Annotated in this window: 22 protein-coding genes; 8 read left to right on the top strand and 14 right to left on the bottom strand. The window is 68.6% G+C overall.

Annotation, left to right across the window (positions count from 1 at the left end; genetic code table 11):
* The first annotated feature begins 156 nt into the window (after positions 1-156).
* The gene (locus C8D78_RS12315) at positions 157-885 is read left to right on the top strand and encodes a GAF and ANTAR domain-containing protein (RefSeq protein WP_120954051.1); all 729 of its coding nucleotides are present in this window, start codon (positions 157-159) and stop codon (positions 883-885) included.
* A 32-nt stretch (positions 886-917) separates the two neighbouring features.
* On the opposite strand, the gene C8D78_RS12310 is transcribed toward C8D78_RS12315, so the two are convergent.
* Positions 918-2129, bottom strand: coding sequence for a Vgb family protein (locus tag C8D78_RS12310; protein WP_147429588.1), 1212 nt, complete (start codon positions 2127-2129; stop codon positions 918-920).
* Positions 2130-2297: 168 nt separating this feature from the next.
* Between C8D78_RS12310 and C8D78_RS12305 the strand changes: the two genes are divergently transcribed.
* On the top strand, positions 2298-2735 hold the full coding sequence (locus C8D78_RS12305) for a VOC family protein (RefSeq protein WP_120954047.1): 438 nt from the start codon (positions 2298-2300) through the stop codon (positions 2733-2735).
* Positions 2736-2796: 61 nt separating this feature from the next.
* On the opposite strand, the gene C8D78_RS12300 is transcribed toward C8D78_RS12305, so the two are convergent.
* Entirely contained in the window at positions 2797-3444 is a 648-nt protein-coding gene (locus C8D78_RS12300) for a DNA-3-methyladenine glycosylase (RefSeq protein ID WP_244208384.1), read from the bottom strand.
* A gap of 160 nt (positions 3445-3604) precedes the next feature.
* On the opposite strand from C8D78_RS12300, the gene C8D78_RS12295 reads away from it, so the two are divergent.
* Positions 3605-5176 (top strand): AlkA N-terminal domain-containing protein, encoded by a 1572-nt coding sequence (locus tag C8D78_RS12295; RefSeq protein WP_120954043.1) that lies wholly within the window; start codon positions 3605-3607, stop codon positions 5174-5176.
* A complete protein-coding gene (locus tag C8D78_RS12290; RefSeq protein WP_120954041.1) occupies positions 5173-5691 on the top strand; it encodes a methylated-DNA--[protein]-cysteine S-methyltransferase in 519 nt (172 codons plus the stop codon). Before C8D78_RS12295 ends, C8D78_RS12290 begins: the two co-directional genes overlap by 4 nt.
* 5 nt (positions 5692-5696) lie before the next feature.
* Here the strand turns inward: C8D78_RS12290 and C8D78_RS12285 are convergent, their stop codons facing one another.
* From C8D78_RS12285 to argC, 11 genes are all read right to left on the bottom strand, one after another.
* Positions 5697-6434, bottom strand: coding sequence for a maleylpyruvate isomerase family mycothiol-dependent enzyme (locus tag C8D78_RS12285; protein ID WP_120954039.1), 738 nt, complete (start codon positions 6432-6434; stop codon positions 5697-5699).
* Positions 6435-6490: 56 nt separating this feature from the next.
* Positions 6491-7012, bottom strand: a complete 522-nt coding sequence (locus C8D78_RS12280) for a pyridoxine/pyridoxamine 5'-phosphate oxidase (protein WP_120954037.1) — start codon at positions 7010-7012, stop codon at positions 6491-6493.
* Positions 7013-7099: 87 nt separating this feature from the next.
* Positions 7100-7855 (bottom strand): hypothetical protein, encoded by a 756-nt coding sequence (locus tag C8D78_RS12275; RefSeq protein WP_120954035.1) that lies wholly within the window; start codon positions 7853-7855, stop codon positions 7100-7102.
* A 508-nt stretch (positions 7856-8363) separates the two neighbouring features.
* A complete protein-coding gene (gene argH, locus C8D78_RS12270; RefSeq protein ID WP_120954033.1) occupies positions 8364-9791 on the bottom strand; it encodes an argininosuccinate lyase in 1428 nt (475 codons plus the stop codon).
* Positions 9792-9796: 5 nt separating this feature from the next.
* Entirely contained in the window at positions 9797-11002 is a 1206-nt protein-coding gene (locus C8D78_RS12265; RefSeq protein ID WP_120954031.1) for an argininosuccinate synthase, read from the bottom strand.
* Positions 11003-11111: 109 nt separating this feature from the next.
* Complete coding sequence (locus C8D78_RS12260; RefSeq protein ID WP_079551248.1) at positions 11112-11642, bottom strand: arginine repressor; 531 nt, start codon at positions 11640-11642, stop codon at positions 11112-11114.
* Positions 11642-12667 (bottom strand): ornithine carbamoyltransferase, encoded by a 1026-nt coding sequence (argF, locus tag C8D78_RS12255; protein WP_244208372.1) that lies wholly within the window; start codon positions 12665-12667, stop codon positions 11642-11644. Before argF ends, C8D78_RS12260 begins: the two co-directional genes overlap by 1 nt.
* Positions 12664-13974 (bottom strand): acetylornithine transaminase, encoded by a 1311-nt coding sequence (locus tag C8D78_RS12250; RefSeq protein ID WP_120954029.1) that lies wholly within the window; start codon positions 13972-13974, stop codon positions 12664-12666. The genes argF and C8D78_RS12250 overlap by 4 nt, the downstream gene beginning before the upstream one ends.
* Complete coding sequence (gene argB / locus C8D78_RS12245) at positions 13971-14900, bottom strand: acetylglutamate kinase (RefSeq protein WP_120954027.1); 930 nt, start codon at positions 14898-14900, stop codon at positions 13971-13973. The genes C8D78_RS12250 and argB overlap by 4 nt, the downstream gene beginning before the upstream one ends.
* Positions 14901-14960: 60 nt before the next feature.
* On the bottom strand, positions 14961-16127 hold the full coding sequence (gene argJ, locus C8D78_RS12240; protein WP_120954025.1) for a bifunctional glutamate N-acetyltransferase/amino-acid acetyltransferase ArgJ: 1167 nt from the start codon (positions 16125-16127) through the stop codon (positions 14961-14963).
* Positions 16124-17155: an N-acetyl-gamma-glutamyl-phosphate reductase gene (argC, locus tag C8D78_RS12235; RefSeq protein ID WP_120954023.1), complete on the bottom strand. Its 1032-nt coding sequence runs from the start codon at positions 17153-17155 to the stop codon at positions 16124-16126. Before argC ends, argJ begins: the two co-directional genes overlap by 4 nt.
* A 269-nt stretch (positions 17156-17424) precedes the next feature.
* Here argC and C8D78_RS12230 point away from each other — a divergent pair, with 269 nt between their 5' ends.
* From C8D78_RS12230 to C8D78_RS12215, 4 genes are all read left to right on the top strand, one after another.
* Positions 17425-18528 (top strand): fatty acid desaturase family protein, encoded by a 1104-nt coding sequence (locus C8D78_RS12230; protein ID WP_120954021.1) that lies wholly within the window; start codon positions 17425-17427, stop codon positions 18526-18528.
* Between the two features lie 153 nt (positions 18529-18681).
* On the top strand, positions 18682-19647 hold the full coding sequence (locus C8D78_RS12225; RefSeq protein ID WP_120954019.1) for a quinone oxidoreductase family protein: 966 nt from the start codon (positions 18682-18684) through the stop codon (positions 19645-19647).
* A 125-nt stretch (positions 19648-19772) separates the two neighbouring features.
* Positions 19773-23690 (top strand): Pls/PosA family non-ribosomal peptide synthetase, encoded by a 3918-nt coding sequence (locus C8D78_RS12220; RefSeq protein WP_120954017.1) that lies wholly within the window; start codon positions 19773-19775, stop codon positions 23688-23690.
* Between the two features lie 48 nt (positions 23691-23738).
* Positions 23739-25133 carry a M1 family metallopeptidase gene (locus C8D78_RS12215; RefSeq protein ID WP_425266696.1) on the top strand — a complete coding sequence of 465 codons (1395 nt, stop codon included), beginning with the start codon at positions 23739-23741 and terminating at the stop codon, positions 25131-25133.
* Positions 25134-25215: 82 nt separating this feature from the next.
* Here C8D78_RS12215 and C8D78_RS12210 read toward each other — a convergent pair whose 3' ends face one another.
* On the bottom strand, positions 25216-25995 hold the full coding sequence (locus C8D78_RS12210; protein ID WP_120954015.1) for a 4'-phosphopantetheinyl transferase family protein: 780 nt from the start codon (positions 25993-25995) through the stop codon (positions 25216-25218).

The raw sequence follows: 25995 nt of genomic DNA, 5'->3' as shown, positions 1-25995 counted from the left end.
TCGGGCCGGCCGCGGGTTACGCGCCCGGACCGGGCGCATTTTCTGTTGACGACGGACGGATATGCTGGATTTGGACAAGGTGATGCATGCACCGGTCCCGGCCTGGCAGGAGGCGCCCATGAAGGACTGTATTGTCCTCAGCGCCGAAGGTCGCCCGTGCCGCATAAAATCCCACTAAATGAACTCATGGTCGTCCTGGCCCGCATCAAGGGGCTACTCCTCACCGCCGAGAAAGTAGACCGGGCACTGCGACTGTTCACCGCGGGCGTCCATGAGTCGTTCCCCGGAAGCATCGGCGCCAGTGTTTCGCTTTTCGACGAACAGGGCCGCGGGAGCAGCGCCGGCGCCACCGACCCGCTCGTGCTCGTGGCCGATGAGGCCCAATATCAACTCGAACAAGGGCCCTGCTCCACGGCGCGGGAAACGAAACGGGCAGTCCTGATCCACGACGTCGGCACTGATAGCCGTTGGCCTCTGTGGACTCGGGCGATGGCCAGCCAGCCCATACGGTCGGTGATCAGCGTGCCGCTGATGGCCGGGACGTGCTGTCTCGGAACGATCACAATCTACTCAGCACAGCCCGGAACGTATGATGCAACATCCGCATTGGCCCTCGACAAGCTTGCCGCTCCCGCAGCCCTGCTGCTCGACAACATTCAAACGTCCGAAACGCCCCGCCGTCTCAGCAAAGCTTTCACTGCGGCGCTCACCAGCAGGGACAGCATCAACCGCGCCCAGGGAATACTCATGGAACGCGACGGGCTGAGCCCGGATTCCTCCTTCCGAAAGCTCCTCCGCTTAGCCCGCACATCCACGCAGCCCATGGCTGTCATCTGCGCCGAGATCGTTGCCGGCCGAAGACGCGGCAGCCACGACGGGGACTGAGTGCTGCCGACGTCCCAGGACCGCTCCACTTCCTAGGAAGTGGAACGTCGATGGGTTACCTTCCTGCGGCGCCCCGTCGCGACAATGACGACGGCGACGGCGAGAGCTGCTGCCCCGGCCACGCCGGCGATGCCGGCAGGAGAAATCCAGGTGGCCGCGGCTGTGTCACCGGTCCGGGCCGCTGCGGACGCTTGCGACTCTTGGAGCTGGGGACTGCCGGACGTCGACCCTGGGGAGGATGCCGCCGCTTCGGCGGCCGGGGCGTAACGGGACACGGAGCCGTTGTTGGCGCCGCTGCCCGGGGTCGTCACGATGATGGTCCCGTCCGGGGCTACCGCGAGGTGGCCGGGGTTGCTCTCCGTGGGGATGGAGGGGCCCGCCGCTGTGGCCCCCGGCGGTATTACGGACAGGGCCGGACTTAGGGCACTGGCGACGTAGAGGGTCCCGTCCGGCCCGACGGTGGCCTCCGTTGGGCCGCCCGGAACGTCGATGCGGTAGGCCACGGTGGCGGCGCCCGGTTTGATGACAGCGACATCATTGGAACTGATGTTGGTGACATAGATCGTCCCGTCCGGGCCGGCGGCGATGCCGTGGGGGTTCTCCGTCCTCCCGGGCGTGGCGCTGACCTGGATGGTCCGCGAGACGGTGTTTGCCCCGGCCGGGATCACCGAGACCGTCCCGCCGTACTGGTTCGTCACGAACGCGGTGCCGTCCTTCGTGACCGCGACTTCCACCGGGCCTGCCCCGACCGTGACGGTGCGGTCCACCGCCGATCCATTGGGTGCGATGACCGACACGGTGCCCTCAATAGGGTTCGGAACGAAGACCGTCCCGTCGGGTCCAACGGCAATCAGATGGTTCCCGCTCCGGACCGGAATGCTCCGGGCCACACCCGCCGCACCGGCCGGAATTACGCCCACCACATCCTCGCCCGTGCCGCTGTCCTGCTCGGCTGCATACAACGTGCCGTCCGGGCCCAGACCGATCCCGGCGACATTGTTGCCCGTGCTGATGGTGCGGGAGGGACGGGACGCTCCCGGCGGTATCACCAGGATCCCGCCGGGCCCGTTGTAGTTGCCCACGTACGCGGTGCCGTCAGCACCAGCCACCACGCCGACGGGCGTCCCGCCGACGTCGAGAACCTCCGCAGAGGCGGCGACGGCCGGTGCCGCCCCCAGGAAAAGAACCGCCCCCACGGCGGCAGCCGCCTTCAGGCTTCGACGCTGCACTCTTTTTACCCCCATGGATTCCCCCTGTTTCAGCGCCCTGCGTGCGCCTCGCATGAATCTACCCGAGCCGGTTAAGAACAAGGGCTGCGTGACACGGCGCAGCCCTCAATGGCCCCGGAGCTTGTTCAGTCGAATCCAGGCACGGCTCTGGAGCTAATCGGTCCGCCTTGGTAGCTTCGACGCATGGCCATCAAACTTGAGAACGTCGGTATCGCCGTTCGCGACCTCGAAGCAGCAATCGCCTTTTTCACCGACCTCGGGCTCACGGTCCTCGGCCGTGACACGGTCAGCGGTGAGTGGACCGACACCGCCGTCGGACTTGATGGCAACCACGCCAACATTGCGATGCTCCAGACCCCGGACGGTCATGGCCGGCTCGAGCTCTTCGAATATCTCCACCCCGAGGCGATCGAGTCGAGCCCAACCCGTCCCAACGAGATCGGCATGCACCGCGTGGCTTTCTCTGTTGACGACATCGACGAAGCCCTTGAGATAGCTGCGAAGCACGGATGCCGTCCGCTGCGCGGCGTGGCGACCTACGAAGACGTCTACAAACTCACGTATCTCCGCGGCCCCAGCGGAATCATCGTGATGCTCGCCGAGAAACTGAAGAAGGACTGACACCCGGCTCGACCCATTTGGCCTGTGCTGCCAGGGCCTGAGCCTTAGGTCTTAGGTCACGTTAGGCACGGCGGGCATTTGGCGCCCTGGCCGCCTTGTAGCGGGAGACGGTCGGGTCGCCGCTGAGCCAAAACCTCCACGGGTAGTCGTGGCTGCCGCCGGCGCCGGAAACGCCGACGCGCGGACCTGAACTGATGTCCGCGGCGGACGCATCCGTCCGGATCGCTGACAGTTCCAGGCGGAACGGCGCTGCGAGGGCATCCCGGCCGCTGTCCGAGGTGGTCAGCCCCAGCGCTGTTGCAAGCCGGGCAGGCCCGCTGGCCAAGTCTTTGTCCGATTTCGACGCAGGGCGCCTGGCCTTGGCCAGTTCCCGTCCCCCGATCACCTCGCCGGCCCGGAGCAGCACCGCGGATGCCACGCCCTCGGGACCGCACACGATGTTGGCGCAGTAGTGCATCCCGTACGTGAAATACACGTACAGGTGGCCGGCCGGGCCGAACATCGGCGCGTTGCGGGCCGTCTGTCCGCGGAAGGTGTGGGAGCCGGGGTCAGGGTGCAGTGAATCGTGCGGGCCGAGGTAGGCCTCCACTTCCGTGATCCGTACCGAGACGGAGCCATCGGCCGCGTCGTGCGTCAACACTGCGCCGAGGAGCAGCGGCGCCACGCGCCGGGCATCGGCCGAGAGCAGTTCCCGGAGCGGGCCGGCCATGCCCGGCCCTGCGCCGGTTTCCGTGCCGGCCCCGATGCCGGCCCCTGCGGGAAGGGGGTTGGAAGTCATGCTCAGACTTTAACAAACGCCCGCCGTGCGCCTCCACGGCCCTGTCCGAATTCCGCTAGCAGGTGATCGGGGAAGCTGGCAGGATGGGGTCATGGACTTCTGGCAGCGCTACCGGGCAATCGACGCCCGGGACACCCGTTTCGACGGGCAGTTCTATACCGCCGTCCGGACTACCGGGATCTACTGCCGGCCCTCGTGCCCGGCACGGACACCCAAAGCGGACAACGTCACCTTCTATGAAACGTCCGCGGCCGCGCACGACGCCGGCTACCGGGCCTGTAAGCGCTGCCTGCCGGAGGCCGTGCCTGGGACGCCGGCCTGGAACCTGCGCTCGGACATCGCCGGGCGCGCGATGCGGCTCATCAACGACGGTGTGATCAACCGCGACGGCGTCGAGGGGCTCGCATCCAGGCTGGGCTATTCCTCGCGCCAGCTCAACCGGATTCTCAGCCACGAGCTCGGCGCGGGCCCGCTGTCGCTGGCGCGGGCCAGCCGCGCCCAGACCGCCCGCACCCTGCTGGTCTCCACCGGAATGAAAGTCTCGGACATCGCCTTCGCCGCCGGATTCAGCAGCGTGCGCCAGTTCAACGAGACGATCGGCGAAGTCTTTGCAATGACACCCTCCGCGCTCCGGGCCACGGCCCGGCACCATCGCGCCCCGGCGGCCACCACGGCGCTCACGCTCAACCTCCCTTACCGGGAGCCGTTCGATCCCGGCGTATTCGACTTCCTCGCCGTCCGCGCCATCCCCGGGATCGAGGAGGGTACGGCCAGTTCCTACGCCCGGACGCTGCGGCTGCCCCACGGTGACGCCCGTTTCCGGGTGGATTACAACGCCGGTGCCGCCGGGCGTCCGCTGGTGCTGACCATCGGTGCCGTGGACCTCCGGGACTTGGCCTCGCTGCTGAGCAGGGTCCGGCGGTTGCTGGACCTCGACGCCGACCCCGTCGCCATCGACGCCGCCCTTGCCGCCGACCCCCGTCTGACGGACACAGTGACCCGCACACCGGGCATCCGCATGCCCGGTGCCGTTGACCCGCAGGAACTGCTGATCCGGGCCATGATCGGCCAGCAGATCACGGTAGCCGCCGCACGGACCGCCCTGGTCCAGCTCTCCGCGACCGGGAGCGAGAGCCTGGTACCCGCCGACGGCCTCCACCGGCTGTTCCCCACCCCTGCCCAGATCGCGGAGACCGGCTTCGAACTGCTCCGCGGCCCGCAGCGGCGGATTGATTCCGTCCGGGACGCCGCCGCGGCGATGGCCTCGGGAGACCTGGACTTCGGCTATGGAGATGATGTGCGTGGCCTGGAGGCCAAGCTCCTGCCGTTGGCCGGCGTCGGGCCGTGGACTGTGGGCTACGTGGCGATGCGCGTCATCGGTGCCCCGGACGTGTTCCTGGCCAACGACGCCGCGGTCCGCAACGGGATCCGCTCGCTGGTCCAGACCCCGGATGGCGCCGCCCTGACCCCGGATTTCCGTGAAGTCAGCCCCTGGCGCTCCTACGCCACGATGCACCTGTGGCGCGCGGCGGCGGCTGCCCAGGCGGCGGCGCGCAAGCCGTCGAAGACATCAACGAAGACGTCAACACAGTCGTCAATGACGACATCAACACATACGGCACCACAGTTACCACAACAGACTCCGAAGAAAGCGAAACCATGAAAGCCCAGTTGTTGACCATGTCCACCCCGGACGGTCCCTTCACGATCATTGCCCGCGACGGCGCCGTGCTGTCCTCGGGCTGGACGGCCGTTCCCGGTGAGCTGACCGGGCAGATCCACGCGGACCTGCTGCCTGCCGAATTTGAGGCCGTTACCGGGCTGGGCTCCATTTCCGAGGCGGTGGAGGCGTTCTACGCCGGCGATCCGGAACCGGCTATGGACGTGCCTGTGCTGCAGAAGTCCGGCCCGTTCCGCAGCCATGCCTGGGACGTGCTGCGCACGGTCGCGCCGGGGCGCCCGGTGACCTACACGGAGTATGCGGAACTGTCCGGCAACGCCAAGGCCGTCCGCGCGGCCGCCAGTGCCTGCGCGTTCAACGCGGCCGCCCTTTTTGTTCCCTGCCACAGGGTAGTCCGCACCGACGGGACGCTGGGCGGCTTCCGCTGGGGGCTGGCCGTCAAGGGCAGCCTGCTGGACCGGGAGCGCGAACTCGCCCTTGCCGCCACGCGGCCATAGGTCCCTTAGTTGTTGACGGGCACCCCGGCGGGCCAGGGCAGCAGTTCCGGGAGATCCACGCCGTCGGCCGCGGCCGTGGCACGCAGGCTGCCCAGCGTAGGGGTGCGGCCGGCGAGCCACGCGGCGATGTCGGTAATCATGCCGCTGATGACTGTGGAGTGTCCGCCGGTGCCGATCCCCTGGTCGGGCAGGCCCAGCGGCTGCAGCACGAAGCGCTGACCGTCCGGCACCCGGGCGGAGAGAAAATCGAAGAGGTGTTCGCAGAAGGGCCGGCTCCAGGTTTCCGGTCCGCGGCCGGTCCCCAGGTCGGTGGCATGGATGACGAGTTCGCGCCAGAGTGCCAGGCCGCCGTCGAACACGACTCCCCCGCGGTAGCTGATGGGCTTGCTCCAGCCGGACTCGTCAAGGGCGTCGAAGGCTGTCAGTGCCCGTTCCAGCGACGCTTCGAGGTCGGACCGGTGCTCGGCGAGGCTGTGGCCGGCCGCCATCTCGATGGCCCGGGTGCGGCCCTCGAAGCCGCCGTCGTAGAGCTCGATGCTCTCGCCGCGGGCGGCGTATTCGAGCTGGCGGGCCATGGCGCTGGCGATCCCGCAGATGTGCGCCAGCACGTGCCCGCGGGTCCAGCCCGGCAGTTCAGACGGCGCCTTGATGTCCTCTTCCGAGAACGTGGCGGTAATCCCGGCCACGGCATCGGCGGCCCGGTGCAGTTCGTCACGAAGCTTCTCTGGTGTGATTGCGGTCATGGCGCCCATCCTAACGGAGCCACCGGATTAACGCCGATTAACTGAGCGACACCCGGTCAGCGGGCCGGGTAGCGGTGCCGGATGTGCCGGCGGTCGTGCCGCGCCTGCCAGAATTCAATCTCCCGCGGACGGACGGCGTAGAGCTGCCAGTCCGGATTCTCGCTGCCGTCCGCACCCGGGCGTGCCCGCCAGTCCGCGGCCGAGGCCTCAGCGGAGAGTTCCACGACGTCCCCGGCCACCCGGACCTGGCGGCCCTGCGGCTGCCAGAAGAAGTTCAGCGCCGCGTGCGGATTGGCCGCGAGCTCAAGGCCCTTGCGGGATTCCCGGGAGGTGGCGAAGTGCCAGCCGTCGGCGTCGATGTCCTTGAGGATCAGCATCCGGGACGACGGTCTGCCGGTCCCGTCGGCGGTGGCCACGCTGCAGGCGTTCGGCTGCGGAACCCCGGCGGCCAGGGCTTCGGAAAGCCAGAGCCGGAAAAGTTCGGCCGGGTCCGCGGGGGCTTTAGCCGGGTCAAAGTCCGGGAGGTGCTCGGGGAAATCGGGCAGGGCACGCAGCAGCTGGCGGAACGATTCGCTCATGCGAAGACAATACCCGGGTGGTCCCTCAGCCCGGAGAAGCTGAAGCGTGCGGTTGATGGACTGGCCGGCTGATCACGACGGGTAGCTCTAGGGGAAGGTCTCACGGTTGAGTTCCATCCCCAGGGCCTGGGTGAAAAGGATGCCGTTGAGTCTTTCCCGGCCGGATTCGACGAGTTGGGCGTCGGGGCGATCTTGTGCAAACCACGCGTCGACGTCCGGGTGAATGGCAAGGACCCTGTCCGCACCGGCCGGCGAGAGGTGCCATTCCGGCGGGAACAGGTCCCGATCGTGGAGCGGTCCCAGCACCTGCACGCCGTAGGCGTCGGGCACGTACCGGTCAAGAACCGGATGTGCCTGACGCATCAGAGCGTGCGGTCCCTCAAATTCGGGCCAATTGGTGTCAAGCAACGGTCCAAAAGTTCCGCTCATCCAGTTGCCCCCTTTGACCAGCCCATACTGGAGGTCATCAGCGAGTTCGACGAGGACCTGCGTCATGTCCTGAACACATCTCTGCCGCGAGAGCGAGATGTCCCGTTGCTGATACAGCACGTAGCCTTCCAGCGAGAAGTCGACCTTACGGACCTTGTGGAGCCCGTTGAAACTGATGATGCTTGCTTCTCCGCGCGCGTTGTAGGCCGCTGAGAACAGTTCCCGGCGTTCGTCCGGACGGCACCTGAAGCGGTGCATGCCCATGCCAAAGTAGTCCGTCCCTCTTTCCACGGAGCACCACTCCAGGGCATGCCCAAGGATCCTGTCGAGGGCAGGCTTTTCGATCCGCCATTGGAGGTCTCCCACCCGCCGGTCGCGTCCGGCCGGTGCCGGTTTCAGCCACCGGCTTCCCATCGGGCTAAACGCTGCGGTCAGGCATGCGTAGTCCTGGAGGCCACCGGGACCAAGCCGTTCGGTCGGACATGGCCGCAGGTGACCTCGGATACCGGGCCTGGTCAAGCTCTCCGCAATAGCCTGGAGAATTTCCGGTACGCGTTTGTGGTCCCACAACTCGTCAATAAATAGAACGGGGCCGCGGGACGTACTGGCGAGCGGGGCGACGGAGAGGGGATCCGGAAGTAGATGGCTAACCCTGGAATAGGCGTCGCGCATTGCCCGGACGGCGATTTCCGGAGGACTTGGGCTCTCAAGGCAAAGAACGAGGGAACCAACGATGCTGGCCCTTATCGAACCAAGCGCACCCCGTTCATCCAGCGTGACAGCCTCGGAATTATCGGTCATGCGTGTCTCCCCTGACAGCGTTGGCGCGTTACCTGTCTGCCTACCTTAACGACGAAAGTCCCGGCAGGCTCGACCGCTGTGGCCGTGCCTGCCGGAACTTATCGTCCAGACCTGGGCGAACCTAGCCCGCGTACCCGCGGACGGCGTCGAGCTCGCCTTCGAGAGCCAGCAGCTGGCGCTCGACGGCGGCCGGTGCCGTGCCGCCCTGGGAGTTGCGGCTGTTGAGCGAGCCTTCGGTGGACAGGACGGTGCGGACTTCCGGTGTCAGGTGCTCCGAAATGTCCGCGTATTCCTGGTCCGTCAGGTCCCAGAGCTCGACGCCGCGGCTTTCGGCCTGCTTGACCGCGGCCCCGGAGAGCTCGTGCGCCTCGCGGAACGGTACGCCCTGGCGGACCAGCCATTCGGCGATGTCCGTGGCCAGCGCAAAGCCCTGGGGGGCCAGCGATTCCATCCGTTCGGTGTTGAACTTCAGGGTCGCGATCATGCCGGAGACGGCCGGAAGCAGGACTTCCAGTGTGTCGGCGGCGTCGAAGACCGGCTCTTTGTCCTCCTGCAGGTCGCGGTTGTACGCGAGCGGCAGGCCCTTGAGCGTCGCCAGGAGCCCGGTCAGGTTCCCGATCAGCCGGCCGGCTTTGCCGCGTGCGAGCTCGGCGACGTCCGGGTTTTTCTTCTGCGGCATGATCGAGGAGCCGGTGGAGTAGGAATCGTGCAGGGTAACGAAGGAGAACTCCTTCGTGGCCCACAGGATCACTTCCTCCGAGACCCGGGACAGGTCCACGCCGATCATGGCCGTGATCCAGGCGAACTCGGCGAAGACGTCGCGGGACGCGGTGCCGTCGATCGAGTTGTGCGTTGCCGAGAAGAAGCCAAGCTCCGCGGCGACGGCCTCGGGGTCCAGGCCCAGTGAAGACCCGGCCAGGGCGCCCGAACCGTAGGGCGAAACCCCGGCACGCTTGTCCCAGTCGGCCAGCCGCTGCACATCGCGCAGCAGCGCCCAGGCGTGGGCCAGCAGGTGGTGGCTCAGCAGCACCGGCTGGGCATGCTGGAGGTGCGTGCGCCCCGGCATGGCCACGCCCTGGTGTGCCTTGGCCTGGTCCACCAGCGCGTCGATCGTGGCGAGCACGCCGCGGGCGATGATCCGGGCGTGGTCGCGCAGGAACATCCGGCCCAATGTTGCCACCTGGTCGTTGCGGGACCGTCCGGCGCGGAGTTTGCCGCCGAGCTGGGTGCCGGCGCGCTCGATCAGTCCGCGTTCCAGCGAGCCGTGCACGTCCTCATCGGACTCCGCGGGAAGGTAGGCCCCGGAGGCGACGTCCTCATCCAGCCGGCTCAGGGCGTCCAGCATGCCCTCGAGTTCGGCGTCATCCAGCAGCCCGGCCTTGTGCAGCACGCGGGCGTGCGCCTTGGACCCGGCGATGTCGTAGCGGGCCAGCCGCCAGTCAAAGTGCGTGGACTTGCTGAGCGCCGCGAGGGCGTCCGCGGGGCCGCCGGCGAACCGGCCACCCCACAGCGCACCCGTGTTGGTCGCCTCGGACTTCTGCTCAGCCACAGGGGCTACTTTCCGGCGACGCGGATGTCGCGGCCGGAGGCAACCTTGGCGGACATGCCCCACAGCTCGATGAAGCCGCGCGCCATCGACTGGTCGAAGGTGTCTCCGGTGTCGTAGGTGGCGAGGTCGAAGTCGTAGAGCGAGGTCTCGGAGCGGCGCCCGTTGACGATCGCCTGGCCGCCGTGCAGGACCATGCGGATGTCGCCGGTGACGTAGCGCTGGGTGTCCTCGATGAAGGCGTCGAGGGAGCGCTTGAGCGGGGAGAACCACTGGCCGTCGTAGACCAGCTCGGCCCAGCGCTGGCCGACCGTGGCCTTGAAGCGGGCCTGCTCGCGCTCGATGGTGATGTCCTCGAGGTGCTTGTGCGCGGTGATCAGCGCCATGGCGCCGGGGGCCTCGTAGATTTCGCGGGACTTGATGCCTACCAGGCGGTCCTCGACGACGTCGATGCGGCCGACGCCCTGGGCGCCGGCGCGGCGGTTGAGTTCTTTGATGGCCTGCAGCGGGGTGACCTTGACGCCGTCGATCGCGACCGGCACGCCGGCCTCGAAGGAGATGGTGACCTCATCCGGTGCCGGCGGGAATTCCGGGGTGGCGGTGTAGTCGTAGATGTCCTTGGTGGGGGCGTTCCAGATGTCCTCGAGGTAGCCGGTCTCGACGGCGCGGCCCCAGACGTTCTGGTCGATCGAGTACGGGTTCTTCTTGGTGGTCTCGATCGGCAGACCCTTTTCCTCGGCGAAGGCGATGGCCTTGTCGCGGGTCAGGGCAAGGTCGCGGACCGGGGCGATGCATTTCAGGTCCGGGCCGAGGGTCTGGATGCCGACCTCGAAGCGGACCTGGTCATTGCCCTTGCCGGTGCAGCCGTGGGCGACCGTCGTGGCACCGAATTCGCGGGCAGCCTTGACCAGGTGCTTGACGATCACCGGGCGGGAGATGGCGGACACCAGCGGGTAGTGGCCCTGGTAGAGGGCGTTGGCCTTCAGCGTCGGCATGCAGTACTCGTTGGCGAACTCATCGGACGCGTCGGCCACGTAAGCCTCGACGGCGCCACAGCCCAGGGCACGCTGGCGGATGGTTTCCAGCGATTCGCCGCCCTGTCCGACGTCGACCGCCACGGCGATGACCTCGGCGCCGGTGGCTTCTCCGATCCAACCGATGGCTACGGAAGTATCCAGGCCACCGGAGTAGGCCAGAACAATACGCTCAGTCACGTCAAATGCTCCTTTGTTGTTGGGTGATGCTTTGTGTCTGGGAAAGTTTTGTCGGGAAAATCTTGTGTAAGGAACAGCCTGTCACACCGCTGTGGCAGGCCCGCCGCCGCTATTGGCCGGCTTCCTCGGCGAACTGCAGGAAGCGTGCGGCGATGTCCGCGCCGCCCAGGGGGTCCCGGGTGACGAGCAGGACGGTGTCGTCCCCCGCGATGGTGCCCAGGATCGAGGGCATCACGGAGTGGTCGATCGCGAGGGCCAGGAAGTTCGCGGCGCCCGGTGGGGTCCGGAGCACCACCAGGTTGGCCGAGGCCTCGGCGGTGACGAGCAGTTCCCCGCACAACCGGGTCAGCCGGGCGTCGAGGATTTCCTGTGTCACGCCGCTTTTGGCCGCCCGTTCGCCGCCCTCCCCGGGGACGGCGTAGACCAGCACGCCGTCCTTGCCGCGGACCCGGACGGCGCCGAGTTCCACGAGGTCGCGCGAGAGCGTGGCCTGGGTGACCTGCACGCCGTCGTCCGCGAGCAGCGCAGCGAGCTCGGCCTGCGATCGGACGGATTCGCCCGTCAGGATCGCTGTGATCCGTGCCTGCCGGGCTGTCTTGGTGGCCGGGCTGGCCCCCGGCGAGGCGGGCTGGACGGACATCAGGCCAAGCCGCCCACAGGTGCGGGCCCATCGACCGGCGCGAGCCCGTCAACAACAGCCAGGCCGGAGCGGTGCATGAGCCAGGCCATGAGCGCCTTCTGGGCGTGGAGCCGGTTTTCGGCCTCGTCCCAGACCACGGACTGAGGACCGTCAATGACGTCCGCCGCGATCTCGTAGCCCCGGTACGCCGGCAGGCAATGCAGCACGACGGCGTCCGGCGCGGCGAGCTTCATCGCGTCGGCGTCGACGGCATAGTTGCGGAACAGTTCCATCCGCGCTTCCTTCTCCGCTTCCTGTCCCATGGATACCCAGGTGTCGGTGGCGACGACGTCAGCGCCGAGCAGGGCCTCTGCGGCGTCGACCGTGACCAGCACCGACCCGCCGGTCTCCGCGGCCCGGTCCTCGGCAGCCGCGATGATCTCCGGCGACGGCAGGTACCCATCGGGGCCGGCCACGCGGACGTTCATGCCCGCGGTGACGCCGGCCAGCAGATAGGAATTGGCCATGTTGTTCGCGGAGTCGCCCAGGTAGGCCATGGTCAGGCCGTTGAGCCCGCCCTTGTGCTCCTTGATGGTCAGGAGGTCCGCCAGGAGCTGGCACGGGTGGTAGTCATCGCACAGGGCGTTGATGACCGGGACGCGTGAGTTCGCGGCCATGGCGACGAGTCCGGAGTGCGCGCCGGTCCGCCACACGATGGTGGACACCATGCGCTCGAGCACCTTGGCGGTGTCCTCCACCGATTCTTTGTGCCCGATCTGTGCCTCGCCCGGGTTGATGATGAGCGCGTTGCCGCCCATGTCAGCAATGCCGGTGGCGAAGGAGACCCGGGTCCGCGTGGAGGTCTTGTCGAATATGACGGCAACCGTCTGGCGGCCGCTGCCCGCCGCGGCGAACGGCTGCACGCTGTACGGCGCGGCCTTCATGCGGACGGCGAGTTCCAGGACCTCGGCTTGTTCGGCCGGGCTCAGGTCCGTGTCCTTGAGGAAGTGGCGGGTTTGCACTGATGCGGGCACTGGGGCGGTCACTGGGCGTCCTTTGCGGTGGTGAGGAGGGCCGGCAGTGCGGCCAGGAAGCTGTCGGCCTGCCCGGTGGTCAGGATCAGGGGCGGCGCCAGCCGGATGGTGCGCGGGCCCGGGCTGTTGACGATGAACCCGGCGTCCAGCCCGGCGGCAACGACGCCGGGGGCGACGTCGGCGTCGAGGTCGAAGCCGATCAGCAGCCCCTCCCCGCGGACCTCGGTCACGCCGCCGATTCCGGCGAGGCCGGCGCGCAGGTGCTCCCCGACGGCGCGGACGTGGGCCAGGACGTCCTGGTTTTCGAGCACGTGCAGGGTGGCGAGGGCGGCCGCGGTGGCCACCGGGTTGCCGCCGAACGTGGTGCCGTGCTGGCCTGCGGTGAGGAGGGCGGATGTTTCCGCGCCGAACGTCACGAGGGCGCCGATCGGGAAGCCGCCGCCCAGGCCCTTGGCGAGGGTCACGGCGTCGGGCACAATCCCGGCGTCCTCGCTGGCGAGCCACTTGCCGGTGCGGCCGATGCCGGTCTGGACCTCGTCGAGGATCAGCAGGGCTCCGGCCGCGCTCGTGGCCTCGCGGGCGGCCTTGAGGTAGCCCGGGGGCAGCGGCCGGACGCCGGCCTCGCCCTGGATCGGTTCGAGGAAGACGGCGGCGGTGGTGCTGTCCACGGCGGCGCGGAGGGCCTCGATGTCGCCGAACGGGATGTGTACGACGCCGCCGGGCAGCGGGGCGAACGGTGCCCGGTAGGCCTCCTTGGCGGTCAGCGCGAGGGCGCCCATGGTGCGGCCGTGGAAGGCGCCTTCGAGCGCGATGATCTTGGTGCGCTGCTTGTCTGTGTTCTCCGCAGCGCTCTCCGCGGCGCCGTCGTGGCTTGTGCCGGCGTTGCGGCGCGCCAGCTTGAAGGCCGCCTCGACGGCTTCCGTGCCGGAGTTGGCGAAGAACACCTTCGAGCCGGCCGGCGCCTTGGTCAGTCCCAGGAGCTTCTCGGCCAGGGCGATCTGGGTGGGGCTCGTGAAGAAGTTGGAGACGTGTCCCAGGGTGGCCAGCTGGCTGGAGATCACCGAGGTGACGAAGGGGTGGGCGTGCCCGAGGGCGTTGACCGCGATCCCGCCAAGCAGGTCCAGGTACTCCTTGCCGTCGGCGTCCCACACCAGGCAGCCGGCGCCGCGGACCAGGACCCGCTGCGGGGTGCCGAAGACGCCCAGCAGCGACGAGGAGTAGCGGGACAGCCACTGCGCGCCGGTGGCGTGCGAGTGGACCAGCTCCCCTACCGGAGAGTGTTCAAGATCCGTGGAAGATGCTGTTTCGATCTGGTTCATTTGCTTTCCTCGTCCGGGACGACCTGGGTGCCGATGCCCGCCGTCGTAAAGGTTTCCAGCAGCATCGAGTGCGGCAGGCGGCCGTCCACGATGTGGGCGCGCTCGACGCCGTCGTCAATCGCTTTCAGGCAGGCCGCCATCTTCGGGATCATGCCGGACTCCAGGCGCGGCAGCATCTCGCGCAGCTCCGAAGCCGTCAGCGACGAGATGAGCGATGACCTGTCCGGCCAGTTGGCGTAGAGGCCTTCGACGTCGGTCAGGATGACCAGCTTGGATGCACCCAGCGCGGACGCGACCGCCGCCGCTGCCGTGTCCGCGTTGACATTGAGTACCTGCCCGGTGGTGGATCCGTCCGCGGAGATCTCCGGGGCAACGGTGGAGACGACCGGGATCCGGCCGGCCGCGAGGATGTCCACGATCCCTTCCGGGTTCACGCCCACCACTTCCCCGACCAGGCCCAGGTCCACCTCTTCGCCGTCCACCACGGTGCCGGTGCGGACTGCGCGGAGCAGTCCGCCGTCCTCCCCCGACATCCCGACGGCGTACGGGCCGTGGGAGTTGATCAGGCCCACGAGTTCACGCCCCACCTGGCCGGTGAGGACCATCCGGACCACGTCCATGGCCTCGGGCGTGGTGACTCGCAGCCCGCCCTTGAACTCGGATTCGATCCCGAGCCGGCTGAGCATGGCGTTGATCTGCGGGCCGCCGCCGTGCACCACCACGGGGTGGATGCCGACGTGATGCAGGAAGACGACGTCCTCGGCGAAGGCGCGCCGGAGCTCGTCGTTGACCATGGCGTTGCCGCCATATTTGATGACCATGGTGGTGCCGGCAAAGCGCTGGATCCAGGGGAGGGCCTCAATCAACGTGGCGGCCTTGTCCCGGGCGTCGGACATGGAGGTGGTCTCGCGTGTCTGGGTGCTCATGGCGTTCGTCCTTACTGTTCGTCCCTAACTGCGTCCATAACTGCGTCCACCCCCCGGGGGTTAGCTGGAGTAGGCGCTGTTTTCGTGGACGTAGTCGTGCGTGAGGTCGTTTGTGAGGATCGTGGCCTCGGCATCGCCGGCCTGCAGGTCGATTTCGACGAGGACCGCGCGCGGTTCCAGGTCCACGAGGTTGCGGTCATCGCCGATGCTGCCGTTCCGGCAGATCTGCACCCCGTTCATCGACACATTCAGCTGGTCCGGCTGAAACGCCGCGTCGGTGGTGCCGACGGCGGAGAGCACGCGACCCCAGTTGGGGTCCTTGCCGAAGATTGCGGTCTTGAACAGGTTGGAGCGGGCGACGGCGCGGCTGACGATCTCGGCGTCACGCTCGCTCGCGGCGTTGAACGTGCGGATCGCGATGTCGTGGCTGGCGCCCTCGGCGTCGCCGATCAGTTTGCGTGCCAGTTCCGCGCAGACCTCGGTCAGGCCGGCGCCGAAATCGACGGCGGACGGCACGGCGCCGGAGGCCCCCGACGCCAGGAGCACCACGGTGTCGTTGGTGGACATGCAGCCGTCGGAGTCCGCACGGTCGAAGGTGACCCGGGTGGCGTCGCGGAGGACGACGTCGAGCATTTCCGGCTGGACGTCGGCGTCCGTGGTGAGCACCACCAGCATGGTGGCCAGGCCCGGGGCCAGCATGCCGGCGCCCTTGGCCATGCCGCCGATGGTGAACTCTTTGCCCTCGGTGTCCGTGCCGGTAAAGACGGCCTGCTTGGACACGGAGTCCGTGGTCATGATCGCGGTGGCCGCGGCGGGACCCCCGTCGGCGGCCAGGGCGGCGGTGACGGATCCGATCCCGGCCAGGATCTTCTCCATGGGCAGCTGTTCGCCGATCAGTCCGGTGGAGCAGACCACGACGTCGGTGGCGGAGACGCCCAGCGCTTCGGCGGTCTTCTCCGCGGTGGTGTGCGTGTTCTGGAAGCCCTGGGGCCCGGTGCAGGCGTTGGCCCCGCCGGAGTTGAGGATCACGGCGTCCACGCGGCCATCCTTGACCACCTCGCGGGACCAGTGCACGGGGGCCGCGGCGACGCGGTTGGACGTGAAGACGGCGGCGGCGGACTTGGAGGGGCCGTCGTTGACCACGAGGGCCAGATCCGGTTTGCCGGAAGTCTTCAGGCCGGCCGTGACGCCGGCGGCGCGGAACCCAAGCGGTGCGGTGATGCTCACGGTGCGACTCCCTGGAGGTTGAGGCCGGCGTCTTCCGCCAGGCCGAGGGCAATATTCATGGACTGCACAGCCCCGCCGGCTGTCCCCTTCGTCAGGTTGTCGATGGCGCAGGTGACAATGACGCGGCCGATGCGGGCATCGAGCGCAAGCTGCATGACGGCATGGTTGGAACCCTGGACGGACTTGGTGGAGGGCCACTGGCCTTCCGGGAGCACGTGGACGAAAGGCTCGTCATCGTAAGCCTTGCTCCAGGCGCGGCGCAGTTCCTCGGCTGTCACCCCTGTCCGCACCTTGGCGGTCGCCGTGGTCAGGATGCCCCGGCTCATGGGGGCCAGGGTGGGCGTGAAGGACACGGTGACCGGAGCGTTCAGGGCCTTGGACAGTCCCTGTTCAATCTCGGGGGTATGCCGGTGTCCGCCGCCCACACCGTAGGGGCTCATGGAGCCCATGACCTCGGCGCCGATCAGGTTCACCTTGGCGGCCTTGCCGGCCCCCGAGGTGCCGGAAGCGGAGACAATCACGACGTCGTCGCCTTCCAGCAGGTGGTTGCTGAAGCCGGGAGTGAGGGCCAGCAGGGCCGACGTCGGGTAGCAGCCCGGGACGGCGATCCGGGTGGCGCCGCGGAGGGCATCGCGCTGGCCCGGCAGTTCCGGCAGGCCGTACGGCCAGGTTCCTGCATGCGCGGAACCGTAGAACTTCCGCCAGGCTTCCGGGTCCTCGAGGCGGTGGTCCGCGCCGGCGTCGATCACCACGGTCCCGGCGGGCAGCTTGGCCGCGATCTCCGCGGACGCCCCGTGCGGCAGCGCGAGGAACACGACGTCGTGCCCCGCCAGGTTCTCCACCGTGGTGTCCTCAAGGATCCGGTCCGCCAGGCCATGGAGATGCGGCTGCAATTCCCCTAGTCTGGAACCGGCGTTGCTGTGGGCTGTGATGGCGCCAATGGTGACGTCGGGATGACCGGCGAGGATCCGAAGGACCTCGCCGCCGGCATAACCGCTCGCCCCGGAGACGGCAACAGAAATTGTCATAGACACGACTATACAGCAAGAGTATGCATAGATGCCGATATTTATGCATCGATGGCTTTGTGTCCGGCGCTCCCCTGGCAGCACTCCCCCGAGAGCACTCCTCGGGCGCAGTCCTGCCCGCGTCCGGAATTCCGCCGGCAGAGAATCCGCAGCGGATCGGCGGACCGGGTAAACCCCGGGGCGTATGCTTGGTAAAGGGTGATCCAGACCGTGCAGCTGCGAATGTCAGTTTGCAGCGTTGCCCGTAACAGTGACGAGGCCAGCGCTCCATGACCGCCACTTCAACCCTTCCCGCCGACACGCCTGTGCGACCTCCTTCGCGGGTCCGGCAGCCCAACGCCGTCGTCCTGAGCTATTCGGAACTCCTGAAAAGCGTCAAGACGGCCGGCCTCCTCGAGCGGCGGGTCGGGTTTTATGTCACCGTCTTCGCCAGCCTCGTGCTGCTGATGGCCGCCACCTGGTTCGGTTTCGCCCTGATCGGTGACAGCTGGTTCCAGCTCCTGATCGCCGCCGCCCTGGGCATCCTCTGCACGCAGCTGAGCTTCCTGGCCCACGAGGCCGGCCACCGCCAGATCTTCGCGTCCCGCCGCGCCAACGACTGGGCCGCCCGGCTGCTCGCCACGTCCGTGGCCGGCATCAGTTACTCCTGGTGGGAGCAGAAACACGGCGCGCACCACAACCACCCGAACGTCATTTCCAAGGACCCGGACATCGCGCCCGGCCCCATCGCCTTCCACCCCGAAGCCGTGGCCGACCGGCAGGGGCGCCTCGCGTTCCTGACCCGCAAGCAGGGCTGGTTCTTCTTCCCGCTCCTGTTCCTGGTGGGCCTGGGGCTCCAGATCGATTCGGTGAAATTCATCGTCCGCCGGGCCAAGGTTACGCACCGCTGGGTTGAAATCCCGATCCTCGCGGTCCGGCTCAGCCTGTTGCCGATCCTCGCCTTCTCCTTCCTGCCGCTCGGCATGGCGTTCGCCTTCATCGGCGTCCAGCTGGCCGTGTTCGGCTTCTACATGGGTGCGTCGTTCGCGCCGAACCACAAGGGCATGCCGGTGCTCCCGGCGGATAGCCGCGTGGACTTCTTCAGCCGCCAGGTCCTGACGTCCCGGAACATCTCCGGCGGCCGCTTCATGGACATCCTGCTCGGCGGCCTCAACCGCCAGGCGGAGCACCACCTCTTTCCGGACATGGCCCGCCCGCAGCTGGACAAGGCGGCCAAGATCGTTCGCGAGTACTGCGCCAAGCACCAGGTTCCGTACACGGAAACCACGCTGATGCAGTCCTACGCCATCATTGTCCGCTACCTCAACGACGTCGGACTCGCCGCGGGCCGCCACTTCGAATGCCCCATGGCGACCGTCACCCGCCGCTACTAACCGGCGAGGCCCGCCGGTTCACGCCGGTGCACGCCGCGGGCGCCCGGCCATCACGTGACGGCTAGTTACGAACGGCCCCTTCATGGTTGTCGCCGGTGTCCCTAGGATGGTCCCAGGGACCGGGACAGATTTCCCGCCCGGAATAGGAGCCATATGATGCACGCAATCGTCGCCAGCAGGGCCGGGGGCCCCGAGGTCCTGGAACTCGACGAAGCGGCCCGCCCCGTTCCCGGGCCGGGCCAGCTGCTGATCAGGGTCGCCGCCGCCGGCGTGAACTTCATCGACACCTACAAGCGCAGCGGCGTCTACAAAGTCAGTTACCCCTTCACTCCCGGTTCCGAGGCCTCGGGCACCATCGAGGAAGTGGGCGGGAACGTCACGGGATTCACGCCCGGTGACCGGGTGGCCACCGCGGAAGGTATCAACTGCTACGCCGGCTACGCCCTCGTCGATGAGGACAAGGCACTGCCTGTTCCTGACGGCCTGGACGATTTCACTGCTGCGGCGCTGCCGCTTCAGGGTGTGACCGCCCACTACCTCATCAATTCGACGTTCAAGGTCGAGCCGGACCACACGGTGCTGGTCCATGCGGGCGCCGGCGGCGTGGGCCTCCTCATGATCCAGATGCTCAAGGCCAAGGGCGCCCATGTCATCACCACCGTTTCCAGCGATGCGAAGGAGCAGCTGGCCCGCGAGGCCGGGGCCGACCACGTGCTGCGCTACGACGGTTTCGCCGAGCGGGTCCGGGATCTGACAAATGGCACCGGCGCGGACGTGGTGTACGACGGCGTCGGGAAAGACACCTTCGATGCCTCCTTGGCCTCGCTGCGCATCAGGGGCATGCTGGTGCTCTTCGGCGGCGCGTCCGGCCCGGTCCCGCCGTTCGACCCGCAGCGGCTCAACGCCGGCGGCTCCCTCTACCTCACGCGGCCGACCATGGGCCACTACCTTCGCGATGCCCGGGAACGCCGATGGCGTTCCGACGAAATTTTCGCCGCCGCAGCCGGGGGTAACCTCAAGGTCAGGATCGGAGCCCGGTACTCCCTTGCCGAGGCAGCCCGGGCCCACGATGACCTTGAACAGCGCCGGACCACCGGCAAGGTCATCCTCATCCCCTAGGCCCCGCGTCCCCCAAGCCGGGGCAACATCATCCGTTCATCTCCTGCAGGGACAATGCGCCAGTGACCGAGCAACGACTAACCCAGAGTGAAGCCCCCGACACCGGTACGGTTCAGAGTCTTCAGGTGAACGGCGCCCGCGTTCACGCGCCGCAGTTGCCGGGCGCGCTCTCCGCCCCGCCGGAGCGGACGCTGATTGACATCATCCGTGACACCGCCGCCCGGTTCCCGGATGCCTCCGCCCTCGACGACGGGCACCGCTCGCTCAGCTACGCCCAGCTCCTGCACGAAGTCCGGGCAGCGGCGCGGAAACTGCATACGGCCGGGCTCGGCGCCGGCGACAAGATCGGTGTCAGGATCCCGTCCGGCACCAACGAGCTCTACGTCGCGATCCTGGCGGTACTGCTGGTCGGCGCGGCCTACGTCCCGGTCGACGCCGACGATCCGGATGAGCGGGCCAAGCTGGTCTTCGGGGAAGCCGGGGTGGCCGGCATCCTGCGCGCCGGCGGAAAGATCGTCACAGACAGCAAACACCCCCGCCCGTTCCCGGCCGCCCGGCCGGCCGGCCCCGACGACGACGCGTGGGTTATCTTCACCTCCGGCTCCACCGGGACGCCCAAGGGCGTTGCCGTCCAGCACCGCTCTGCGGCCGCGTTCGTGGACGCGGAAGCGCGCCTGTTCCTCCAGGACGACCCGCTGGGCCCGCAGGACCGGGTACTGGCCGGGCTGTCCGTTGCCTTTGATGCCTCCTGCGAGGAAATGTGGCTCGCATGGCGTCACGGCGCCTGCCTCGTCCCGGCACCCCGGGCGCTGGTGCGCACCGGCATGGACCTGGGCCCCTGGCTCATCAGCCACGGCATCACGGTGGTCTCCACCGTCCCCACGCTGGCCGCGCTCTGGCCCGTTGAGTCGCTGGAAAGCGTCCGGCTGCTCATCTTCGGCGGGGAAGCATGCCCGCCGGACCTGGCCGAGCGGCTCGCCGTCGAGGGCCGGGAGGTGTGGAACACCTACGGTCCCACCGAGGCCACCGTTGTCGCGTGCGCCGCCCGGCTGGGCATGCCCGGCCCCATCCGGATCGGCCTGCCGCTGGACGGCTGGGATCTCGCCGTCGTCGACGCGGACTCTGTGCCGGTCGCCGACGGCGCGGTGGGCGAGCTGATCATCGGCGGCGTGGGCCTGGCCCGCTACCTTGACCCGGTCAAGGACGCCGAAAAATATGCCCCGATGCCCTCCTTGGGCTGGGCGCGCGCGTACCGCTCCGGCGACCTCGTGAAGTACGAACCCGAGGGCCTCATCTTCCAGGGCCGCGCCGATGAACAGGTCAAGCTGGGCGGCCGGCGGATCGAGCTCGGGGAAATCGACGCCGCCCTGCAGTCGCTGCCGGACGTCGCCGGCGCCGCCGCCGCGGTGCAGACCACCGCTGCCGGCAACCAGATCCTGGTCGGCTATCTTGCCGCCGTGTCCGGCCGCGACATCGATCTCGCCGCCGCGCGCGAACTGCTGGGCGACAGCCTGCCGGCACCCCTCATCCCGCTCCTGACGCTCGTGGATTCGCTGCCCACCAAGACCAGCGGCAAAGTGGACCGGCACGCCCTGCCCTGGCCGCTGAGCGGAACCGGGGCAGCCGAGGCCGAAGGCGCCGCGCTGAACGTGCCGGACGACGCGCAGTGGATCGTGGACCAATGGAGCGCCGTGCTGGGGAGCCCGGTCACGAGCCTCGACGCCGATTTCTTCGCCTACGGCGGCGGGTCGCTGGCTGCCGCGCAACTGGTGTCCGCCCTGCGCGTCCGCTACCCCACCATCACCGTGGCCGACATTTACGCCACACCCAGGGTGGGCGCCCTGGTGGACACGGCCCGCCAGTCGCTTCCCGAGGGCGGCGCGGTCCCCGCCCAGGAGCGTACCGTGCGCCCGACGGCCCGGAAATCCCAAGCCTTCCAGATGTTCATGGGCGTCCCCCTGCACATCCTCGTCGGCATGCGCTGGCTGACCTACCTGATGGCCGCCAACAACCTTCTGGCAGCCTTCGCCGGCTTCAGCGCCGCGCCCACAATCTCCTGGTGGTGGGTCGGCGCGTCCTGGCTGGTCTTCGTCAGCCCCGCCGGGCGGATGATGCTCTCCGTTGCCGCCGCCCGCGTTCTGCTGCGCGACGTTGTGCCCGGGACGTATCCCCGGTCCGGGCGGGTGCACATCCGGCTTTGGCTCGCGGAACAAATCCAGGACCTGGCCGGCGCCATCAGCCTGGCCAGTGCGCCGTGGGTGCCCTACTACGCGAAGGCCCTGGGCGCGAAGATCGGCGAAGACGTCCAGTTACACTCGCTGCCGCCCGTCACCGGGATGCTCTCCCTTGGCGCCGGATCCAACATCGAGCCCGAGGTCGACCTGTCCGGCTGGTGGATTGACGGCGACCGTGTCCACATCGGGGCCATCCGCATTGGCGCCGGCGCAAGCGTCGGTGCCCGCAGCACGCTCATGCCGGGCGCCGTCGTGGGCGCGGGCGCACAAGTGGAGCCCGGCTCGGCGGTGATCGGCAAGGTCAAAGCCGGGCAGCTGGTGGCCGGGTCACCGGCCGAACGCCGCGGCAAGGCACGGCACTCGTGGCCGGACTCCCCCGCCGAGCACCGGCTCATGGGCCGGCTTTGGTTCGCCGGGTTCGCCGCCGCATCCGCCGTGCTGGCGCTGATCCCCTACATCTCCGCCGCCGCGGCGGCCCTCGTCATCTTCGCGTTCATCCAGGGCAGCTCCTCCCTGACGGCGGCCCTGCCCGGCCTGGCGCTTTCGGTCCCCCCGGCAGCGCTGGCGTGGTTCCTGACCAACCTGCTTCTTGTCCTGGCCGCCACCCGGCTCCTCAGCATCGGGCTGGCGGAAGGCTACTACAGGGTCAGGAGCCGGATCGGCTGGCAGGTCTGGGCGACCGAACGGGTGCTGGATCTGGCCAGGGATCTGCTGTTCCCGGTCTACGCAAGCCTCTTCACCCCGGTCTGGCTGCGGCTGCTCGGGGCGAAGGTCGGCCGCAACGTGGAGGCCTCGACGGTGCTGCTGATCCCCCGGATGACCACCGTGGGCGAGGGCGCGTTCCTGGCCGACGACACCATGGTGGCGTCCTACGAACTGGACGGCGGCTGGATGCACATTGCCCCCGCCAAGATCGGCAAACGGTCCTTCCTGGGCAATTCCGGCATGACGGGAGCCGGACGCAACGTGCCCAAGAACTCCCTCGTGGCGGTCCTCTCCGCGACCCCGGCCAAGGCCAAGGCCGGGACGTCCTGGCTCGGCAGTCCGCCCGTGCGGCTGCGGCGCACCGCCATCGCCTCCGACGACACACGGACGTACCAGCCGCCCAGGCGACTAAAGGTGGCGCGCGCCCTCTGGGAGCTGTGCCGGTTCGTCCCGGTCATGCTGACGGTCGCAATCGCCGTCGGGGTGATGCTGGCCTTTGACGCGTTGGCGGCAGTCTTCAACTACGGGGTGGCCGCGGTCCTGGGCGGGGTGGTGGTCCTGCTTGCCGGCGCCACCGCCGCAGCCAGTGCGGTAGCGGCCAAGTGGCTGCTGGTGGGCCGGATCCGTCCCGGCGAGCACCCGCTGTGGAGCTCCTTCATCTGGCGGAACGAGGTGGTGGACACCTTCATCGAAATGGTCAGCGCCCCGTGGTTCGCGCGGGCGGCCACGGGGACCCCGGCCATGGTGTGGTGGCTGCGGGGACTCGGCGCGAAAATCGGCACGGGCACGTGGTGCGAAAGCTACTGGTTGCCCGAGGCGGACCTCGTCACGCTGGGCAGGAATTCCACCGTCAACCGCGGGTGCGTCGTCCAGACCCATCTGTTCCATGACCGGGTCATGAGCATCGACACTGTTACGCTCGATGACGGAGCCACCATGGGACCGCACGGCGTTATCCTGCCGCAGGCCAGGATCGGCAGCGGCGCCACGGTGGGGCCGGCGTCCCTGGTCATGCGGGGCGAAACCGTCCCCGCCGGGACGTATTGGATGGGAAACCCGGTCAGCCCGTGGGGCGGGCCCACACCGCCCGCCAGGCCCCGTTAGGCCCGGCCCGCGCACGTCCACCAGCACCACAACCCGAAGGTCCGTCCATTGAGCACCAGCGCACCAAGCAGCAGCGAAACCAGCCGGGGGCCCGCCCGCGGCACCGGACTGGAAGCCGGCGCCCCCGACCCCTACATGCCGGGCCACGGAACCAATGCCTACCGCGTTACACGGTACGAACTTGACCTCGACTACCGTGTCAGCAGCAACCGCCTCGCCGGGCACGCCGTCCTGCACGCGGTCACGCAGCTCCCGACGTCGGCGATCGTCCTGGACCTGGCCGGATTGCGGGTCACCAAAATCTCGCTCGACGGACGCAGGGTTCGCAGGTTCACCCAGCGGGCCGAGCAGCTGGTGGTCTATCCCGACGTGCCGCTGCTGGCCAACGAGGCCTTCACCCTCGACATCCGCTACGAGGGCTACCCCGCGCCGCGCCGCGGCCTGTGGGGCGAAGTGGGCTGGGAAGAGCTCTCCGATGGTGTGCTGGTGGCCGGCCAGCCCAACGGTGCCGCCTCCTGGTTCCCCTGCAATGACCACCCGCGGGACAAGGCCACGTACCTCATCACGGTGACCACCGAGGCGAACTACCGGGCCGTCTGCAACGGCGTGCTGCTCTCCCGCACCAGCAGGGCCAGCCGGGAAACCTGGGTGTACGAGCAAGCCGAACCCATGGCCACCTACTTGGCGACCGTCCAGATCGGCCGCTATGAATTCCTGACCCTCAATGCCGAGCGGCCGTCGGGGCACGTGCCGCAGTATGTGGCCGTTCCGGCGGCGCTGGCGGCGACCGCCCGGGCCGCGCTGGCCCGTCAGCCCGACATGATGCGGACCTTCACCAACTGCTTTGGGCCGTATCCGTTCCCCGAGTACACCGTGGTGGTCACCGGCGACGTGCTGGAGATCCCACTGGAAGCGCAGACACTATCCATCCTGGGCCCCAACCACCTGCGGCAGGACTGGGATTCGCAGCGCATGATCGCCCACGAACTCGCCCACCAGTGGTTCGGCAACTCGCTCACGACCGCGACGTGGAAGGGCATCTGGCTGCACGAGGGGTTCGCCTGCTACGCGGAGTGGCTTTGGTCCGAAGAGGCCGGCACCATGACGGTCGCGAACCGCGCCCGCTCCGCCTGGCGCAAGCTCGCCGCTTCCCCGCAGGACCTGATGATTGGCGATCCCGGCCCGGAGCTGATGTTTGACGACCGGGTCTACAAACGCGGAGCCCTGGCGCTGCACGCCCTGCGGATGCGTTGCGGCGACCTCGCGTTCTTCGCCCTGCTGCACGACTGGACGGACCGCTTCCGCCACGGCACCGTGACCAGCGCCGACTTCATCGTCGCAGCGGCCCGCACGACGGGCCTCGATGCGGAGGCCCTGCTGCACCCGTGGCTGTTCGAAGAGGCCCTTCCGCCGCTCCCGCAGGCTGCGCCGCCGAAGTTCTGACGGCTTAGCCTTCCCGCCGCCGGAGCCGGTGCCGGAGCCGGTGCCGGCATCCGGGCCCGCAAAGGACGGCGGCCGGGAAGGGCTAGGGAAGGACGGCGAGGGCGACGGCGGCCACAAGGTCCGCGGGCAGGCCCGTCTCGGGCGCCGGCAGGTCCCGGAGCCCGGCCCGGCCGTGCACGCCGGCGTGCGGGAGGTCATCCAGCACGTCGAGAGTGTCCGGGGCCGTCTGCAACCCGGTACCGAGCATCTTGAGCCACGCTTCCTTGCGTGCCCACAGCCTCGCGCGGCCCCGCAGCAGGCGGATGCCGTCCAGCCCGGAGAGGTGACGCCGTTCCGCGGGGGTCAACACGACGTCGTCGAAACCATCGAAATCCGCCCGGGCCGGATCCTCGGCGTCAATGCCCAGGCACAGGCCGGGATCCGGGTCCACGACGCCGGCCAGAAGCGTCCAGCCGGCCGCGCGGGACAGGCTCAGCAGCAACGGCACGGATTGCCCCCGGAGGCGGTACCCCGGCCGGCCATGGGATATGTTCGCCCCGGTCCCGCACCGGGGACAGCTGTACCAGGCGGTCAGCTCCGACGCGGGCACGCCCAGCAGTTCGGCGGCGAAACGCCGCTGGGCGAGCCGCCCGGCGAGGAAGTCTGCCCGGGTCCGCGGGGTCATGGCCCGGGCCCGCTCAAGCTCGGCCCCGTCCAGCAGGGAATGCGCGTCGCGGTCCAGCTGGCGTTCCAGGTGCCGGGCCGATTCCGCGGTTGCCGCCTCGACCCCGGGCGCGCCCGGGATTCCGGGCGCTCCGGGAATTCCGGGGGCCCCGGGAACGTGAAAGGGCGGACAGGCCCGCACAACGAGGTGTGATGCCAT

Origin of the sequence: Arthrobacter oryzae (genome assembly GCF_003634095.1) — a bacterium.
Classification (GTDB): domain Bacteria; phylum Actinomycetota; class Actinomycetes; order Actinomycetales; family Micrococcaceae; genus Arthrobacter; species Arthrobacter oryzae.
This window is presented reverse-complemented; position numbering and strand designations above follow the sequence as displayed.